The sequence below is a fragment of the Bradyrhizobium sp. SPXBL-02 genome, assembly GCF_051853065.1.
In the GTDB taxonomy this organism is placed as follows: Bacteria; Pseudomonadota; Alphaproteobacteria; order Rhizobiales; family Xanthobacteraceae; genus Bradyrhizobium.
Map to the genome: position 1 here is coordinate 4150462 of NZ_CP182474.1, position 17382 is coordinate 4167843.

The window sequence follows — 17382 nt, forward strand, 5'->3', positions numbered from 1 at the left end:
CGCCTTCCTCAGGGCTTCGCCATGGCACTTCGTCTTCCTTTGCTTCGTCGCAACTGGCTCACCGCCGGAACGCTGGCGCGCGGGCTGATCGCGACGGTTTTGGTGGCTGGCATCGGCTGGGGTGGGGCGCTCTATGCGGCCAACCAGAGCGTCCAGGGTGCCAAGAAAGCGGAAGATGCCGGCTTCGATGGCGATGCCCCGACCGCGATCCTGATCGAAGCCTCCTCAGGCAGCGTGCTGTTCGAGAAGAACGCCGACGAGCTGCGCGCGCCTTCGAGCATGATGAAGCTGATGACGGCGGAGGTCGTTTTCAACGCGGTCAAGAAGGGTGACATCAAGCTGACCGACGAGTACCGGATCAGCGAGAACGCCTGGCGCAGAGGCGGCGCCCCCTCGGGCGGCTCGACCATGTTCGCCGCCATCAACAGCAAGGTCTCGGTCGACGATCTCCTGCGCGGCGCGATCATCCAAAGCGGCAACGACGCCTGCATCGCGCTTGCCGAAGCCATGGCGGGCAACGAGCGGATCTTTGCCGCCGACTTCATGACCAAGCGCGCCCGCGAGCTTGGCATGACCAAGTCGACCTTCGCCAATTCCAACGGTCTGCCCGATCCCGGCAACAAGATGACGGTGCGCGAGCTCGGCATGCTCGCCCGGCACATCATCCTGGACTTCCCGGAATTCTACAAACTGTTCGGCGAGAAGGAGTTCACCTGGAACAAGATCCGCCAGCCCAACCGCAATCCGCTGCTCAATTCGATGGAAGGCGCTGACGGTCTGAAGACCGGCTACACCAAGGAAGGCGGCTACGGCATGGTCGGCTCTGCCGTGCAGAACGGCACGCGGCTGATCGTCGTCGTCAACGGACTCGAAGATCCCGAGGACCGCGCCACGGAAGCCAAGAAGATGCTGGAATGGGGTTTTCGCAATTTCGAGACCCGCACCCTGATCGCGGCCGAGCAGCCCGTCGGCTACGCCAAGGTGTTCGGCGGCGAGAGCCGGTCGGTCAAGCTCGTCGCCAAGACGCCGGTGAAGGTGATGGTGCACAAGAACGGCAGCGACAAGCTGATTGCGCGCATCGTCTACAGCGGCCCGGTGCGCGCGCCGGTCGAGGCCGGCCAGCGGGTCGGCGTGGTCAGGGTCTGGCGCAGCGGCAACATCGCGGTCGAGACGCCGGTCTATGCCGCCGAGGCGATCAGCACCGGCTCGACCATGCGCCGCGCGATCGACGGCGCCAGCGAGCTCGTGATCGGCATGTTCCGCGCAGGTGCCGAGAAGCTCTGATCATGAGTGAGAGCGCTGCACAGCGGCCGTCCGGACGGGGACGCTTCGTCACCTTTGAAGGTGGCGAGGGCACGGGCAAGTCGACCCAGATCAAGAAGCTCGCCGATCGCCTCACGGCGGCCAAGCTTCGCATCCGGGTCACGCGTGAGCCGGGCGGCTCGCCGGGCGCCGAGATCATGCGCCATCTGGTGCTGTCGGGCATGGGCAAGCTGCTCGGTCCCGAAGCCGAGACGCTGCTGTTTGCCGCCGCGCGCGATGATCATGTCCACACCGTGATTCAGCCGGCATTGAGCCAGGGCGTCTGGGTGCTGTGCGACCGCTTCGCCGACTCGACGCGGGCCTATCAGGGCAGCCTGGGCCGCGTACCTGAGGGCCTGATCAACGCCATGCAGCGGGTTACCATCGGCGATCTCAAGCCGGACCTCACCATCATCCTCGACTTGCCGGTCGAGATTGGCTTGCAACGCGCCGCCGCGCGCCGCGGCAGCAGTACGCCTGACCGGTTCGAGGCCGAGAAGCTCAGCTTCCACGAGGGCTTGCGCGAGGCCTATCGCAGGATCGCGGCGGAGGATCCGGCGCGCTGCGTGCTGATCGACGCCAATTCCGATCCGGACACGGTTGCCGCGCGCGTTTGGACCGCGCTGCGCGAGCGTCTGCTGCCCACGCCTGCGTCAGTGGTGTCGATATGAGTCCGCGTCAGGCCGAGCGGGAAACCGCCGTACCGCATCCGCGCGAGACGTCGCAGCTGTTCGGCCATCGCGAGGCGGAGGCTGCGCTGCTCGATGCCTATCGCAGCGGGCGCATTCCCCATGCCTGGCTGATCGGCGGATCGCAGGGGATCGGCAAGGCCACGCTGGCCTATCGGATGGCGGGGTTCGTGCTCGCCCATGCGCAGCCGTTGGCGCCGGCCGTGCAGCGCGCCAAGAGCCTTGCGATCGGTCCCGACGACGCCGTGGCGCGGCAGGTGGCGGCCGGCTCACATGGTGGCCTGCTGACGCTCGAGCGCACCGCCAACGAGCGCGGCGTGATGCGCACCGTGATCACCGTGGACGAGACGCGCGAGACGATCGCGTTCTTCGGCTCGACCGCGGCGGCCGAAGGCTGGCGCGTTTGCATCGTCGACACCGTCGACGAACTCAATCCAAACGCGGCCAACGCGCTTCTGAAAATTCTCGAGGAGCCGCCGCAGCAATCACTGTTCCTGCTGGTCAGCCACGCGCCCGCGCGGGTGCTCGCCACGATTCAGTCGCGCTGCCGCAAGCTGCGCCTGCGGCCGCTCGCCACGAACGAGGTGATCGACGCTGCGGCTTCAGCGGCCGGGCTCGATCCGAACGATGCCGCGCTGCGCGAGGCGGCCGAGGCCTCCGAGGGCAGCGTCGCACGGGCGCTGACGTTGCTCGGTGGCGACGCCCTGAAACTTCAGCAGCGCACGGCGGCGCTGCTCGCGCGCCTGCCGCAGGTCGACCCGCGCGAATTGCACACGCTCGGCGATTCGCTTGGCACCAGCGACCGCGTGGCGCTTGCGGCCTTCATCGACGGCATCGACCGCTGGATTGCGGAGCGCCTGCATGCGGATGAGGCCAATGCCAACCAGAACCTGCCGCGCCTTGCGCGGCTAGCTGAGGTATGGGAAAAGATCGTCCGCGCCGCGCGCGACACCGAAACCTACAATCTGGAGCGCAAGCCCTTGGTTTTCTCGGTGTTTGGCTGGCTGGCGGACGCAACGCGCTAAGCGCCGAGCCGTTTCCAAAATTCGAGAAGCCGGTAAAGGAATTCGTGGTGGCAACGCGAGCTAAGAAATCCGTCAAACGCAAGAGCGGCAAGAAGTCTGCGAAGAAGGCCGTCAAGAAAGCCGCGAAAAAGGCCGTGAAGGCGCGCGCGAGCAAAGCCGCCAAGAAGGTCAAAAAGACCAAGAAGGGTGCCGTCAAGAAGAGCGTGAAGAAGGGCGCAGCAAAGAAGGCGGGCAAGAAGGCCGCGAAGAAGCAGGTCGTCGCCAAGAAGGCGGTAAAGAAGGCTGCCAAGCGGCCGGCCAAGGCTCCGGCGAAGAAGGTCGCGAAAGAGGCGACTGCGCCTGCCGTGGCCGCCGCGCCGGCTCCCGTCATCACGCCTGTGAAGCCAAAGCCGACGAAGCCAAAGGCCCCGCGTGCGCCAAAGCCCGTCACTTCGCCGCAAGTTGCCGCGCCCGCGGTCGCGCGCGACAACGTCTTCTACATCACAACCGCGATCGCCTATCCCAACGGCAGCCCGCATATCGGCCATGCCTATGAGGCGATTGCGACCGACACGCTGGCGCGCTTTGCGCGCCTCGACGGCAAGGATGTGTTCTTCCTGACCGGCACCGACGAGCACGGTCAGAAGATGATCCAGACGGCGGCGAACGAAGGCATGTCCGCTGCCGCGCTCGCGACGCGTAATGCCGGCCGCTTCAAGGAGATGGACGAGCGCCTGGACGTGTCGTTCGACCGCTTCATCCGCACCACCGAGGAGCAGCACCATCGCTCCAGCCAGGAGATCTGGCGGCGCATGGAAGCGAGCGGCGACATCTACGCCGACACCTATTCGGGCTGGTACTCGGTCCGCGACGAGGCCTATTACGCCGAGGACGAGACGCGCGTGAACGACGACGGCGTGCGGCTCGGACCACAGGGCACGCCGGTGGAATGGGTGGAGGAGAAGAGCTATTTCTTCCGCCTGTCGGCCTACCAGGACAAGCTGCTCAAGCTCTATGCGGACCACCCCGATTTCATCGGGCCGGATTCCCGCAAGAACGAGGTGGTGAGCTTCGTCAAGGGCGGCCTGCGCGATCTCTCGATCTCGCGCACCACGTTCGATTGGGGCGTGAAGGTGCCCGGCGACGAAGAGCATGTGATGTATGTCTGGGTCGACGCGCTGACCAACTACATCACCGGCGTCGGCTTCCCCGACGAGAGCGACAAGAACTGGCGCTACTGGCCGGCCGATGTGCACATCATCGGCAAGGACATCATCCGCTTCCATGCGGTGTACTGGCCCGCCTTCCTGCTCTCGGCCGGCATTCCGCTGCCGAAGCGGGTCTATGCCCACGGCTTCCTGTTCAACAGGGGCGAGAAGATGTCGAAGTCGGTCGGCAACGTCGTCGATCCCTTCAACCTGGCCGAGCAGTACGGCGTCGACCAGATGCGCTACTTCTTCCTGCGCGAGGTGCCGTTCGGCCAGGACGGCAACTACAATCACGAGGCCATCGTGGCGCGCATCAATGCCGATCTCGCCAACGATCTCGGCAATCTCGCGCAGCGTTCGCTCTCGATGATCGCCAAGCAACTGGGCGGCGTGCTGCCTGAGCCCGGCGAGTTCAGCGACAACGACAAGGCGATCCTTTCGATGGCCGACGGCATGATTGCAGCGTCGCGCGAGGCCATGGCGACGCAGCAGATCCATCAATGGCTCAACGCCGTCTGGGCCGTGGTCGCGGAGGCCAACCGCTATTTTGCGGGCGAGGCGCCGTGGGCGCTCGCCAAGACCGATCCCGCCAGGCAGAAGACGGTGCTCTACGTCACCGCCGAAGTCGTGCGCCAGATCGCGATCCTGGCTCAGCCAGCGATGCCGACCGCCTCCGGCAAGCTGCTCGACAGCCTCGGTATCCCCGAAGCCGAGCGCAACTTCGCCATGCTCGGCGGCGCAAAGCGCATCGCGCCCGATTCGACGCTGCCGGCGCCGACGCCGGCGTTTCCGCGCTACATTGAGCCGGCGGCCTGAAGGCGCTCGCACGATGCTGGTCGACAGTCATTGCCATCTGGATTTTCCGGACTTTGCGGAAGATCTCGACGGGATCGTGTCGCGGGCGCGAGCCGCCGGCATCGCACGCATGGTCACGATCTCGACGCGGGTGCGGCGGCTAAAGGACTTGCTCGCCATCGCCGAGCGCTATGACGACGTCTATTGCTCGGTCGGCACCCATCCGCATCATGCGGACGAGGAGGACGGCATCGCGCCGGACGAGCTGATTGCGTTGACCCAGCATCCCAAGGTCGTCGCGCTCGGTGAAGCCGGGCTCGATTATTTCTACGACAACGGCTCGCCGGAAGCGCAGGCGAGGGGCTTTCGCGCCCACATCGCCGCCGCCCGTGCCACCGGCCTGCCGCTGGTGATCCATACCCGCGAGGCCGACGAGGACTGCGCGCGCATCCTGGAAGAGGAGGCGGCAAAGGGATCGTTTCGCGCCGTGCTGCATTGTTACACGGGCGGGCGCGAGCTGGCGCTGAAGGCGGTGTCGCTCGGGCTCTATATCGGTTTCACGGGAATCCTGACCTTCAAGAAATCGGAGGCATTGCGCGCGCTCGCAGCCGAACTGCCGCCCGACCGTATTCTGGTTGAAACAGACTCGCCCTATCTTGCGCCCGGCAAGTTTCGGGGCAAGCGCAATGAGCCGGCCTACGTGGTCGAGGTCGCAAAAGTACTCGCCGAGACGCGCGGCGTGTCGCTTGACGAGGTTGCGCGCCAGACCAGCGAAAATTTCTTCCGCCTGTTCTCGAAGGTGAAAGCTTGAGACTGGGAGCCGCATGACGCTGACGCTGACGCTGACGATCCTGGGCTGCGGCTCCTCCGCCGGCGTGCCGCGCCCGGCGCTCGGCTGGGGCGCCTGTGATCCCAACAATCCCAAGAACCGCCGTCGCCGCTGCTCGCTGCTGGTCGAACGGACGTCCGAGCACGGTACGACACGCATCGTGATCGACACCTCACCGGACCTGCGCGAGCAATTGCTCTCGACCAATGTCGACCACATCGATGCGGTGTTCCTGACGCACGAGCATGCCGACCAGACTCACGGCATGGATGATCTGCGGTCGGTCGTCATGCACATGCGCCGGCGCATTCCGACCTATTTCAACCAGTCGACCGCCAAGGACATCCTGTCGCGGTTCTCGTATTGCTTCATCTCGCCCGAGGGCAGCGATTATCCGCCGATCCTGACCCGGCATTCGATCGAGGCGGGCGAAAGCCAGACCATTCTGGGGAAGGGCGGCGCCGTGACGATGACTGCGTTTCTGGTGCAGCACGGCAACATTCCCGCGCTCGGCTACCGCATCGGGAATGCGGCCTATACGCCGGATCTCAATGATATCCCGCGCGAGAGCTGGGGCGCGCTGGAGAATCTCGATCTCTGGATCGTCGACGGCCTGCGCTATACCAGCCATGTCAGCCATTTCAGCATCAACGATGCGCTGTCCTGGATCGAGCGCTTCAAGCCGAAGCGCGCGGTCATCACCAACATGACCGCCGATGTCGACTACGAGGTCATCCGGCAGTCGCTGCCCCCTGGCGTGGTGCCGGCCTATGACGGGCTGCGGCTGGAGACGCACTGAGGCGAGCAAGAATTCTGGTCAGTGAAACGTTAAAGCATGATCCGGGCAAGGGTGCAGCGATTTACGAAACGACCATGCGCGAGCCATGAGGTAAGGCGCGGTAAGGATCCATCCCGATCCGATCGCGCTTAGCCCAGACTAGATGAACCAGGAAGCGACGAGGCCCGCCGTCGCCGCGAAGATTGCGCCCACCGTGATCCACGAGAGGATGTTGAGCGGCAGGGTGTTGACTTTATCACCCATGATCTTGCGGTTGTTTGTCATCAACAGGATGAACAACAGCAGCGGTGGGGTCGAAAAGCCCTGTACGATCCCGGAATAGACCAGCGCGCGCATGGGATTGAAGCCAAGAAAATTCAGGACAACCGCAACCAGCGTAAAGCCGGCGATCACTGCATAGAATTTCTTGGCCTCCTTGGGACGCGCGTGCAGGCTGCTCTTCCAGCCTATCACCTGACAGAGATCGTAGGCCGCGCCGGTGGTCATGATCGGCACAGCGAGGAAGCCGACTGCGATAATTCCGACCGCGAACAGGATGCCTGCTGTGTCCCCGGCGATCGGGCGCAAGGCTTCGGCGGCCTGTGCCGCCGTGTCGATATTGGTTTGGCCCGCCTTGTGAAGGGTGGCGCCGGTCGAAAGGATGATGAAATACATGATGATGTTGGAGAACAGCATTCCAATCAGGATATCATTGCGCGATCGGCGCAAATCGCCCTGCGTCGTTCCGCGCCGCTCCTCCAGCGTGGTGCGTCCCTGCTGAATCTTCTCCTCGACCTCGACATTGGATTGCCAGGTGTAGAGGTACGCCGACAGGCTCGTGCCGATAATCGCAACGAGGATCGAGAGAAATTCGCCTGAGAATTGCACGGTCGGAACCAAGGTGCCGCGCAGCACCTCCCACGGGTCCGGCTTGGCGAGAAGGGCCGAACCGACATAGGCAAACAGCACCAGGGCGAGCCATCTGAAAATGTTGCGGATGGTCTCGTACGAACCCCAAACCTGAAGCGCGAGAATCGCGAGGGCGACGCCGGACACGATGACCGGAGCAGGCAACGGAACGAACAGTCCGAGCGCTGCTGCCATGCCGCCGAGATCCGCGGCCGCTTCGATGGTGTTCCCAACCAGCACGCCTATCAGCGTCGGCCAGAGGACCCAACTTGAATAGTGATCTTTGATGACGTGAAACAGCCCCTTGCCGCTGACCTGCCCGAGCTTGGAGGAGAGGTAGACGACCGCGAACATCATTGGAAACGTGATGGGGGCAGTCCACAACAGCGATGTTCCAAATTGCGCTCCGGCGCTCGCATAGGTTCCTATGGCCGAGCAATCGTCGTCAGCGGCTCCGGTGACCACACCTAGCCCGAGCGAGCGCGCGAGACCACGCCGCTTCGGGTTTCGGGAGGGAGCTTCAGATTGTTCGCCGTCGTTCTCAGCCTTTGGCAACGTGCATTCCGAGCGTGGTTCGGGAAAGGTCGAACACCAATGGTCCCGCATGCGGGAGGTTCCTCCGCTACACGCGTTTCAGTCGTCAGGCTCACGTGCAAGCGGGAGCCCTGGTGTGGCTGTCGATAAGGATGCTACCGGAGGCCGTCGAAGCCTGCCCCGGGCTGCGGCGGGAATGCGTCTCCGACGTGTCCTGCGCACAATCATCGCGCGGGCGGAGACTTTCAGATCCTTTTGTGAGGCCGCGAGAAGCTCACGCTGAGATCGCCTTCGCGGAGTCCACCTGGTTACGCAGCAGGAATTTCTGGATCTTGCCGGTGGACGTCTTCGGGATCGGCCCAAACACGACCGCCTTCGGCGTCTTGAAGCCGCTCATGTGCGTTCGGCAGAACGCAATGATCTCGGCCTCGGTTGCGCTCGCGCCGTCCTTCAGCTCGACGAAGGCGCAAGGTACCTCACCCCATTTCGGATCGGGCTTTGCCACCACGGCGGCGAACAGCACTGCCGGGTGCTTGTAGAGGACGTCCTCGACCTCGACGGAGGAAATGTTCTCGCCGCCGGAGATGATGATGTCCTTGGAGCGGTCCTTGATGATGACGTAGCCGTGCTCGTCGAGCACGCCGAGATCGCCGGTGTGAAACCAGCCGCCTTCGAACGCTTCCTTGGTCGCCTTCTCGTTCTTGAGGTAACCCTTCATCACGATGTTGCCGCGGAACATGACCTCGCCGATGGTCTCGCCGTCGCGCGGCACCTCCAGCATGGTCTGCGGATTGATCACAGTGACGGCTTCCTCGAGCGGGTAGGGCACGCCCTGCCGGCGCTTCATGCGCGCGCGTTCGGCAGGCGGAAGCTCGTCCCAGCCCGGCTGCTCGGCGCAGACGGAGGCGGGGCCGTAGACCTCGGTCAGGCCGTAGACATGCGTCAGCTTGATGCCGATGCTTTCGGCGCCTTCCAGCACGGCGACCGGCGGCGCAGCGCCCGCGATCAGGCCGACGACGCGGCGGGCGGCATTGCCTTTGGGCGCATCGGGGGCGTTGATCAGCGTGTTGTAGACGATCGGCGCGCCGCACATATGGGTCACGCCCTGGCTCTTGATCAGCTCGAATATCTTTGTCGGCTCGACCTTGCGCAGGCAGACATTGATGCCGGCGGCGGCCGCGATGGTCCACGGAAAGCACCAGCCGTTGCAGTGGAACATCGGCAGGGTCCAGAGATAGACCGGATGCTGGCCGAGATTGCCTGCGAGGATGTTGCTGACGGCGTTCAGATAGGCGCCGCGATGGTGGGTGACGACGCCCTTGGGATTGCCGGTCGTGCCCGAGGTGTAGCTCAGTGCGATCGCGTCCCATTCATCGCGTGGCGTGATCGGCGCGAAGCCGGGATCGCCTTCGGCGACCGCCGTCTCATATTCGATCTCGCCGATGCGCTTGCCGCCCTTGAACGATGCATCGTCGACGTCGATCACCAACGGCTTGGGGCCGGTCATCTTCGCCAGCGCGTCGCTGATGACGCCTGAAAACTCGGGATCGACCAGGATGATTTTCGCGCCGCCATGGTCGAGCTGGAACGCGATCGAAGGCGCATCGAGGCGGATGTTGAGCGCGTTGAGCGCCGCGCCCGTCATGGGCACGGCGAAGTGCGCCTCGTTCATCGCGGGAATGTTCGGCAGCATCGCCGCGACCGTGTCGCCGACGCCGATGCCCTTGCCTGCGAGCCAGGACGCAAAGCGCCGGCAGCGCTCATAGGTCTGCGCCCAGGTGAAGCTGCGGCCTTCATAGACCGTGCTGACGTGATCGGGATAGACGGCGGCGCTGCGCGCGAGGAAGCTGAGCGGGCTCAGCGGCACATAATTGGCTTGCGTCTTGTCGAGGCCGATATTGTACGGGTTCGGTCGCTCACTCATCGACACCCTCCTTAAACCGCGTCAAAGAAATCCGATCGAGATCCAGGGGAAGATCGCGACGATGATCAATCCCACCAGCAGCGCCAGCAGATAGCCCCAGATCGGCTTGATGCCTTCGGCCGGATCGACGCGTCCGATGGCGCAGGCGGCATAATAGCCGACACCGAACGGCGGGGCGAATAGCCCGATACCCATGGCCAGAATGATCACCATGGCATAGTGCACCTCGTGCACGCCGACGGCGCGGGCGATCGGGAACAACAGCGGCCCGAACAGCACGATGGCCGGAATGCCCTCCAGCACGCTGCCGAGGACGGTGAAGGCCAGGATGGACACGGCAATGAAGGTCGCAGCTCCCCCTGGCAATCCGGTCATGGCAGCGGCCAGCGAGCGCGAGAAGCCGGACTGTGTCAGGCCCCAGGCCATGCCGGTGGCGGTGCCGATGATCAGCAGGATCGCGCCCGACAGCGCGGCGGTCTCGACCAGCATCGGAAACAGCCGCCGCCAGTCGAAGCGGCGATAGACCAGGAGGCCGACGAGCGCGCCATAGACGATGCCGATTGTGGAAACCTCGGTGGCGGTCGCGATGCCCTCGACCACGGCATAGCGGATCACGAAGGGCAGCGCGAGCGCGGGCAGGGCAATGACGAAGGTCTTGCCGATCTCGGAAGCGGTGGCGCGGCGGACATGGCTCATGTCCTCGTGGCGGTAGCGCCACCACACCAGCATGCAGAGCGTGACCGCGAGCACGACGCCGGGCAGCAGGCCTCCGGTGAAGAGGGCGGCGATCGAGACGCCCGTCACCGAGCCGATCGTGATCAGCACCAGGCTCGGCGGAATGGTCTCGGTCTGGGCGCCTGTTGCCGCCAGCAGCGCGACGAGGTCGCCGGGCTTGGCGCCGCGCTGCTTCATCTCGGGAAACAGCACGGGCGCGACAGCGGCCATGTCGGCGGCCTTGGCGCCGGAAATGCCGGAGACGAGGTACATCGCGCCGACCAGCACGTAATGCAGGCCGCCCCTGATGTGGCCGAGCAGGCTCGCCAGGAACGCCACCATGGCCCGCGCCATGCCGGTCATCTCGATCAGCAGGCCCAGGAACACGAACAGCGGCACGGAAAGCAGGATGAGGTGGCTCATGCCCTCGTCCATGCGCCCGACCAGGACCATGACCGGCGTGCGCGTGGTCAGCGCGAGATAGCCGAAGATGGCGAGGCCAAAGCCGAACGCAATGGGAACGCCGGCAAAGACACAGAAGCCGGCAACGCCGACGAAGAAGATGACGAGGTTGAGATTGCCGAGCGGCCGCAGGAGCGGCTCCGCTAGCCAGAACAGGCCGATCACGATCGCAACCGACAGCACGGCGGCTGCCACCACACGGTGGTCGGCGGCGCGTAGCAGCCGCAGCAAGGCAAAGGCCGCCATCAGGCCGATGCCGGCCGGCAGCGCGGCCGCCCGCCACATATTGGAGATCTGCAGCGCCGGCGTGGTGATGTAGCTCTCTTCGTAGGCATAGTCGCAGGACGGCCAGACGATCAGCGCCAGGAATGCCAGCGCGGCCGAGGTCGCGACCAGATCGAGATAGGCTCGCATTGCCGGCCTGGCGCTGGCGACGATCGCGGTCATGCGCATATGCTCGGAGCGGCGGAATGCGACCGCCGCGCCGAGCATGGCAAGCCACAGGAACAGGATCGAGGCGAGCTCGTCCGACCAGATCAGCGGCCGGTGCAGGCCGTAGCGTGCGACCACACCGGCAAACAGGATCACGATCTCGGCGACGACCAGGGTCGCCGCCGGGATTTCGACGACGAGACCGAGCACGCGCTCGAGCGAAGTCAGCAGCGAAGGTCGGCGAGGGGACTGCAACGTCACCTCGCCCACCACTTCGGTCACCTCGATCTCGACGTGAGCCATAACGGACCCAACGCGTTACGACAGCTTGCCGACGGCCTTCTCCAGGAGCTCCCAGGCCTGATCGCCATACTTGCCTTTCCATTCGGCATAGAAGCCGGCAGAGCGCAGCTTGTCGCGGAACGGCGCCACGGCCGGCTGGTTGAAGGTCAGGCCCTTGCCCGCGAGCTCCTGCTGCAGGTTGGCGTTGAGCTTGGCGGTATCCTCACGTTCCTTGACGGCAGCGGCATTGATGTTCTTGGCGACCACGGTGCGCACGTCCTGCGGCAGCTTTTCCCAGGCTCTGCGGTTGGCCAGGAACCAGAAGCCGTCCCACATGTGGTTGGTCAGCGAGCAGTATTTCTGCACCTCGTAGAGCTTGGCGGTCGAGATGATCGCCAGCGGGTTCTCCTGGCCCTCGACGATCTTGGTCTGCAGCGCCGAATAGACTTCGCTGAAATTGATCGAGGCCGGCGCGGCATCGAACGCCTTGAACATCGACGTCCACAGCGGCGACACCGGCACGCGGATCTTGAAGCCCTTGAGGTCGTCAGGCCCGGTGATCGGCTTGGTCGAGGACGTGGTCTGGCGGAAGCCGTTGTCCCAGATCTTGTCCATGACCTCGAGACCGGCCTTCTTGATCTCGCCGCGGACATGGGCGCCGAGATCGCCGTCCATGGCCTTCCAGACCGTATCGTAGTCCGGGAACGCGAAGCCGATGCCGTTGATCGACGCTGCCGGCACCAGGGTCGACAGGATCAGGCCCGACAGCGTGAAGAACTCGACGCCGCCGGAGCGGATCTGGCTCAGCATGTCGGTGTCCGAGCCGAGCTGGTTGTTCGGGAAGATCTGCAGGTCGAACTTGCCGCCTGTCTCGGTCTTGATCGCCGCCGCCATCTCCTTGGCGCGGACGTTGAGCGGATGGGTGTCGGGCAGGTTATTGGCGTACTTGTAGGTGAACTCGGCGCTCTGGGCACGGGCCACATGGGGCGCACCGATGCCGCCCAGGACCGCGGTCGCGGCGGAGGCCTTGAGAAGCGTGCGTCGGGAAAAGCGCGTCGAAAAGACCATGGGTCTGCTTCCTCGGAAGGTTTGTTGTTGTTCTGAGATGCAAACCTATACGGACGGTCGCCTTAAGGTCATCTGCGATCTCGCGGAAGCCTCGCTTATTGCAGCCGGACAAGGTCACGGCAATATCGGCTTTCGGCACAGGAGACCCGATTTCAAATCTGCAAAAACAACCCCATGCACAGTAGCCGACACGAGCTCAGGCGACGGTCGAGGCGCAGGCCGCAACCAGCGCTCAAGTGGAGATACCGTTGGAGGAGTTTTGGCTAAACTATTGATCTGATTGTAGATAAAGATATTCCATAATATACCTTATGCGAATCAGGAATATGGATGCCGACCGCTGTCTGCACGGCCTGTGAGCTGCACCGCCAGCTCGCGCGCGAGCCCGATTGCGGCCCCTTCCCGGGCTCAAACCTATGCCGCTCTCGCAGGCTACCTGATTGCATTGCTCCGGCGAAACTTCCGCCTGCGCGCCGCGCCCGAAAGTTCGGAGAGTGTGGGCCAGTTCATACAATTGAACGGCCGAGAGCCGCACTATTCTCAAATAGCGTTGCATAACGAAACACGTTTCGGTTGCCGGGCCCAGGCGCGAAGGCGCCTCCAGCCCGCGTGCGACCCGGGGGAGCCAGAGATATGCGTCGTGATTTGACCATCAAGACCGGCAGCATGGCCGGCACGTCCGATTTCAGGGTGATGGCTCCGATCAAGAAGGGGTTCGTGCCCTCCCTGGATGCGACCACGTACAAGACCCGCGTCAAATATGTATTGCGGGCGCTGAATAGCGGTCGCGCCAATGCGTATGAATACGAGCTCGCCCGCGTGCTGACCGATTCCGTGGATCGCGTCGGACGGATCCATTCGGTCGGCATCGCCGTGCTCGAACCCGAGGACGATTCCGTCGATGCCGTGGACTACGTGCTGCTGACCGCGACGTTCGACGGCTCCTGGGAAGCCTATGTCCGCGTCATCTGGCAGAAGGCCGCCCGGCTGCTCGACCTCATCTTCTGCAATACCGATGGCTACGTGCTCGGGCACGAGAACACCTACGAGAACTGGGGTATCTGGCTCAAGAGCAGGCAGACCGAAGCCTATTTCCTGTATGCCACACCCGACCTGACCGTGGACGACACGCGCTTCCTGCGCATGGAGGAGCGGGTCTATCGGCGCGCCTCGGGCGCAGGCGCCGATCAGATCGTCACGCAGATGAGGATTCCGTCGCCGGAAGAGATTGCGCGACGCTCGGTATTCCAGGGCGTCGATCCGACCAATGCCGGCTTCAGCGAACCGCTCACCCCCGAAGCGGCCGGCCGGCCTGCCTTTCGCCACGGCATCCTTGCGCTGGCGGGGCTCTACCGTCTGGCCGACTTCTATCCGCCGGGGACGCATGACGGAGTGGTTCTGCATCGGGCCGCCCATGAGCTGCTGCCGGAATTCGTCACCATGATCAACACCCCCGCCTATGCGGAAGGCGTCAAACGCGCCAGCCGGCGCTATGAAGAAGCCCTGCACTGGTTGATGACCCCGCCCGACATGGCGCCGGTGCGACAGAAGCTGCCGCTCGCCCTGCCGCCCCAATCGCCGTTGCAGGATCGCCGCAACGTGCAGGGCGGGATTCTCTCCGCCTACCCCGCTTCGGATCACGGCTGCCTGCTGCTATTGCAGTTCGCCAATCCGGCCGCGCTGGCGGCATTTCTCGACGTCCTGCAGGTGACGTCCGCGGCCGACGTTCTGACACCGGGGCAGATCGTCAGCAACATCGCATTCACAGTCGAGGGGCTGCGTCAGGCCGGCCTGTCGGACGAAGAGGTTCGCACACTGCCGGAAGAGTTTGTGCAGGGCATGGAAAGACGCGCCGGCCTGCTCGGCGACGTGCGCTGGAATCACCCCCAGCGATGGCGCCTTCCGGCCAGCAACTGGGCGCTCGGGATCAACGCGCCGGACCTGCCCGAAGGCGCCCCGGCGCCGCGCATCAGCATGAGCTCCGTCCATGCCGTCCTTCAGCTTCGCCTGCTGACCAAGGACCCGAACAAGGACCCGCAGACGGCGGCGGACGCGAGAAAACCGTTGATGGCCGAAATGAACCGCCTGGTCGAGGTGGATCCAGGCGTCAGGCCGCTGTCGATTCAGTGGATGCAGCGGCAACGTGTTGGGTCCTCTGAGAACATGAAGGACCATTTTGGTTTCGCCGATGGCAGTTCGAACCCGGTGCTGGACGCGAGCGAGGCCGGCGAGGTCTATTCCAATCGGGTGCATCTTGGCGAGATTCTGTGCGGCTACCCCAACCTCGCCGACGAGACAGCGCCGCTCGGCGACGCGACCAATCGTGCTCACGCAATGCTCCGCGACGGCAGCTTCATGGCGCTGCGCAAGCTGCGACAGGATGTCGAGCAGCTCGAGGACGTCCTGTGCCGCGCGACGCGACAGGCGACCGAGACGGCCGGACCGGACGCACCTGCCCTGACGCGCGAGATGTTGATGGCCAAGATGATGGGACGCTGGCCGACGGGCCATCCCCAGGCCGGCCAACCCCTGACCCCTACTCCGCCCCCTGACAAAGGCTACAACGACTTCAACTACGACGCCGATCCGCAGGCCCAACTGTGCCCGTTTCACGCGCACATACGGCGCGCCAATCCGCGCCTCTCGATCACCAAGGCGGATGCCGGCGCCAGGCCCCCACGGATCGTCAGGCGCGGCATGTCCTACGGTCCGCCCGTCGACGCGCAAGCCGCCAAATCCGCTCCGCAACCAGAACGCGGCCTGGTTTTCATGGCCTACAATGCCAGCCTCGGCGAGCAGTTCGAGGTGGTGCAGAGCTGGCTGGCCGGCGGCAACAGCTCGGGGTCGTCCTCGGGGGTAAGCGATCCTTTCCTCGGCCTCGCCGAGCCTGGCCGGCTCCGACATTTCCGTTTCGAGCATGGAGGCCAAACCATTCGCGTGGCGCTGGACGGCTCGGACCGCCTCCACGACGAACCCCGTCCCTTCGTGCGTCTGGAATGGGGAGCGTATTTCTTCGCGCCATCCAAGAAGGCGCTTGCCGACCTGCAGCAATGGGCGGCGAGCCAGGGGCACAAACCGGCGGTGACGTGGAGCGTCGATCAGGGGGAAAAGGAGATCGCGCGTCTACGCCTGATCGAGAGCCGGCAGGGCGAAGCCGCGGCGATGGCCGCATGGAAGACGGCGCTCGAAGATCCGGATTCGGCCTCGCATTTCGTCAACGCGTCGATCTGGGCTGCGATCCGCGAGCGCCACGGCGGCGCGCTCCGCACGCCCTTCGGTGTCTTGGTCGCCGACCGCGAGATGGTCTACCAGGTCTTTGCCGATTCCGACACCAAGCTGACCATCACCGGCTACCTTCCCCGCATGCTGCGGTCGTTCGGCATCCTCTATCTTGGCCGCGACGCCGGACAGCCTGACCAGGTCTATGAGCAGGAATCCGCAGCCTGCAACGCTGCGATCATGGCCCTTGACCAACCCGCCGCATTCGAGCTGGCGCGCACAGTCACACAGAAGGTGCTGGGCTTCATGGTCAAGCAGATGATTGACTATGCCGCTAGCGACGGCGAAGCGAGCTGGGAACTGACCGTCGACGTGCACGAATTGGTGGATCCGCTGCTCGCCGCCTTCTGCGAAGCGTGGTTCGGGTTGAGCGAAGACGGGGGGCATTTCCGCCGCATCGGCTACCGCTGGGATTGGAAGCCAGGCGAGCCGCCCGGTTATCCCGGCCATTTCCTCTCCCCTTCGCGCTACATCTTCCAGCCCCACCCGAACACGACGGTGGAGGCGATCGGCGCGGCACATGGCGACGCTGCGCGCCGCGCCATGGAGAGTTTCCTGACGCAGTTCGGGCCGACGAGCGGACCCGTGACGAAGGCGGTTTACAATTCGCCGCGAGGCACCGGCGACATTCCGTTCGTGGCTCGTACCATCGCCGGCGCCATGATGGGCTTCATTCCGACCGTCGACGGCAACCTGCGCAGGATATTGAACGAATGGCTGCGCGAAGGAACGCTATGGGCGTTGCGCGCTCGCTATGCCGGCACGGAGGCAAAGAACTACATGGACGCCCTCAACCGCCTGAGAGACGACTTCATCCCCGCGATGCAGCTTCGCGCGGTGCCCGAACTGATCTGGCGGACAGCCGTCGTTTCGCAAACCATCGGAGGTGTCGAGGTCAGGCCGGGGGACGTCATCGTCGCCGGCGCGGTCTCCGCCACCCAGCAAAATCTCGCCGAAGGTCGTCAGGACCTCTATCACGCTTTCGGCGGCAACCGCAGGGTCGCGGGGCATCCCACGCATTCATGTCCCGGAGCAGATCCGGCATTGGCAGTGATGCTGGGTTTCTTCAGCGCATTGGTGGAGACGCCGCTACCCTTGCGGGCCGGCCCCATTCCAATGAGCCTGACGATGGACGGAAGGGTTCCCGCGCCGCCGAGTCCAGCTCTGCGCTAA

Annotated in this window: 11 protein-coding genes; 7 read left to right on the plus strand and 4 right to left on the minus strand. The window is 64.5% G+C overall.

All coding sequences use genetic code 11. The features are described from left to right. The first annotated feature begins 21 nt into the window (after positions 1–21). Genes ACNJYD_RS19325 through ACNJYD_RS19350 form a run of 6 tightly spaced genes read left to right on the plus strand, consistent with a single transcriptional unit; the run spans position 22 to position 6626 of the window. On the plus strand, positions 22–1284 hold the full coding sequence (locus ACNJYD_RS19325) for a D-alanyl-D-alanine carboxypeptidase family protein (protein WP_439363017.1): 1263 nt from the start codon (positions 22–24) through the stop codon (positions 1282–1284). Between the two features lie 2 nt (positions 1285–1286). After that, positions 1287–1973, plus strand: coding sequence for a dTMP kinase (gene tmk / locus ACNJYD_RS19330; RefSeq protein WP_172788938.1), 687 nt, complete (start codon positions 1287–1289; stop codon positions 1971–1973). Further along, entirely contained in the window at positions 1970–3016 is a 1047-nt protein-coding gene (locus ACNJYD_RS19335) for a DNA polymerase III subunit delta' (protein WP_439363018.1), read from the plus strand. The genes tmk and ACNJYD_RS19335 overlap by 4 nt, the downstream gene beginning before the upstream one ends. A gap of 47 nt (positions 3017–3063) precedes the next feature. Next, a complete protein-coding gene (gene metG, locus ACNJYD_RS19340; RefSeq protein ID WP_212257077.1) occupies positions 3064–5019 on the plus strand; it encodes a methionine--tRNA ligase in 1956 nt (651 codons plus the stop codon). A 13-nt stretch (positions 5020–5032) separates the two neighbouring features. Then, on the plus strand, positions 5033–5809 hold the full coding sequence (locus ACNJYD_RS19345) for a TatD family hydrolase (protein ID WP_212257076.1): 777 nt from the start codon (positions 5033–5035) through the stop codon (positions 5807–5809). Between the two features lie 19 nt (positions 5810–5828). Beyond that, the gene (locus ACNJYD_RS19350; RefSeq protein ID WP_172788942.1) at positions 5829–6626 is read left to right on the plus strand and encodes an MBL fold metallo-hydrolase; all 798 of its coding nucleotides are present in this window, start codon (positions 5829–5831) and stop codon (positions 6624–6626) included. A gap of 138 nt (positions 6627–6764) precedes the next feature. Here the strand turns inward: ACNJYD_RS19350 and ACNJYD_RS19355 are convergent, their stop codons facing one another. The 4 genes from ACNJYD_RS19355 to ACNJYD_RS19370 all read right to left on the minus strand — a co-directional run bounded on the left by ACNJYD_RS19355 (position 6765) and on the right by ACNJYD_RS19370 (position 12930). After that, positions 6765–8120 carry an Nramp family divalent metal transporter gene (locus ACNJYD_RS19355; RefSeq protein WP_212257075.1) on the minus strand — a complete coding sequence of 452 codons (1356 nt, stop codon included), beginning with the start codon at positions 8118–8120 and terminating at the stop codon, positions 6765–6767. A gap of 202 nt (positions 8121–8322) precedes the next feature. Next, entirely contained in the window at positions 8323–9972 is a 1650-nt protein-coding gene (locus ACNJYD_RS19360; protein WP_212257074.1) for an acyl-CoA synthetase, read from the minus strand. Between the two features lie 21 nt (positions 9973–9993). Next, the gene (locus tag ACNJYD_RS19365) at positions 9994–11883 is read right to left on the minus strand and encodes a TRAP transporter large permease (protein WP_212257073.1); all 1890 of its coding nucleotides are present in this window, start codon (positions 11881–11883) and stop codon (positions 9994–9996) included. A gap of 15 nt (positions 11884–11898) precedes the next feature. Next, positions 11899–12930 carry a TRAP transporter substrate-binding protein gene (locus ACNJYD_RS19370; RefSeq protein ID WP_212257072.1) on the minus strand — a complete coding sequence of 344 codons (1032 nt, stop codon included), beginning with the start codon at positions 12928–12930 and terminating at the stop codon, positions 11899–11901. Positions 12931–13563: 633 nt separating this feature from the next. Between ACNJYD_RS19370 and ACNJYD_RS19375 the strand changes: the two genes are divergently transcribed. Further along, positions 13564–17382 (plus strand): hypothetical protein, encoded by a 3819-nt coding sequence (locus ACNJYD_RS19375; protein ID WP_439363019.1) that lies wholly within the window; start codon positions 13564–13566, stop codon positions 17380–17382.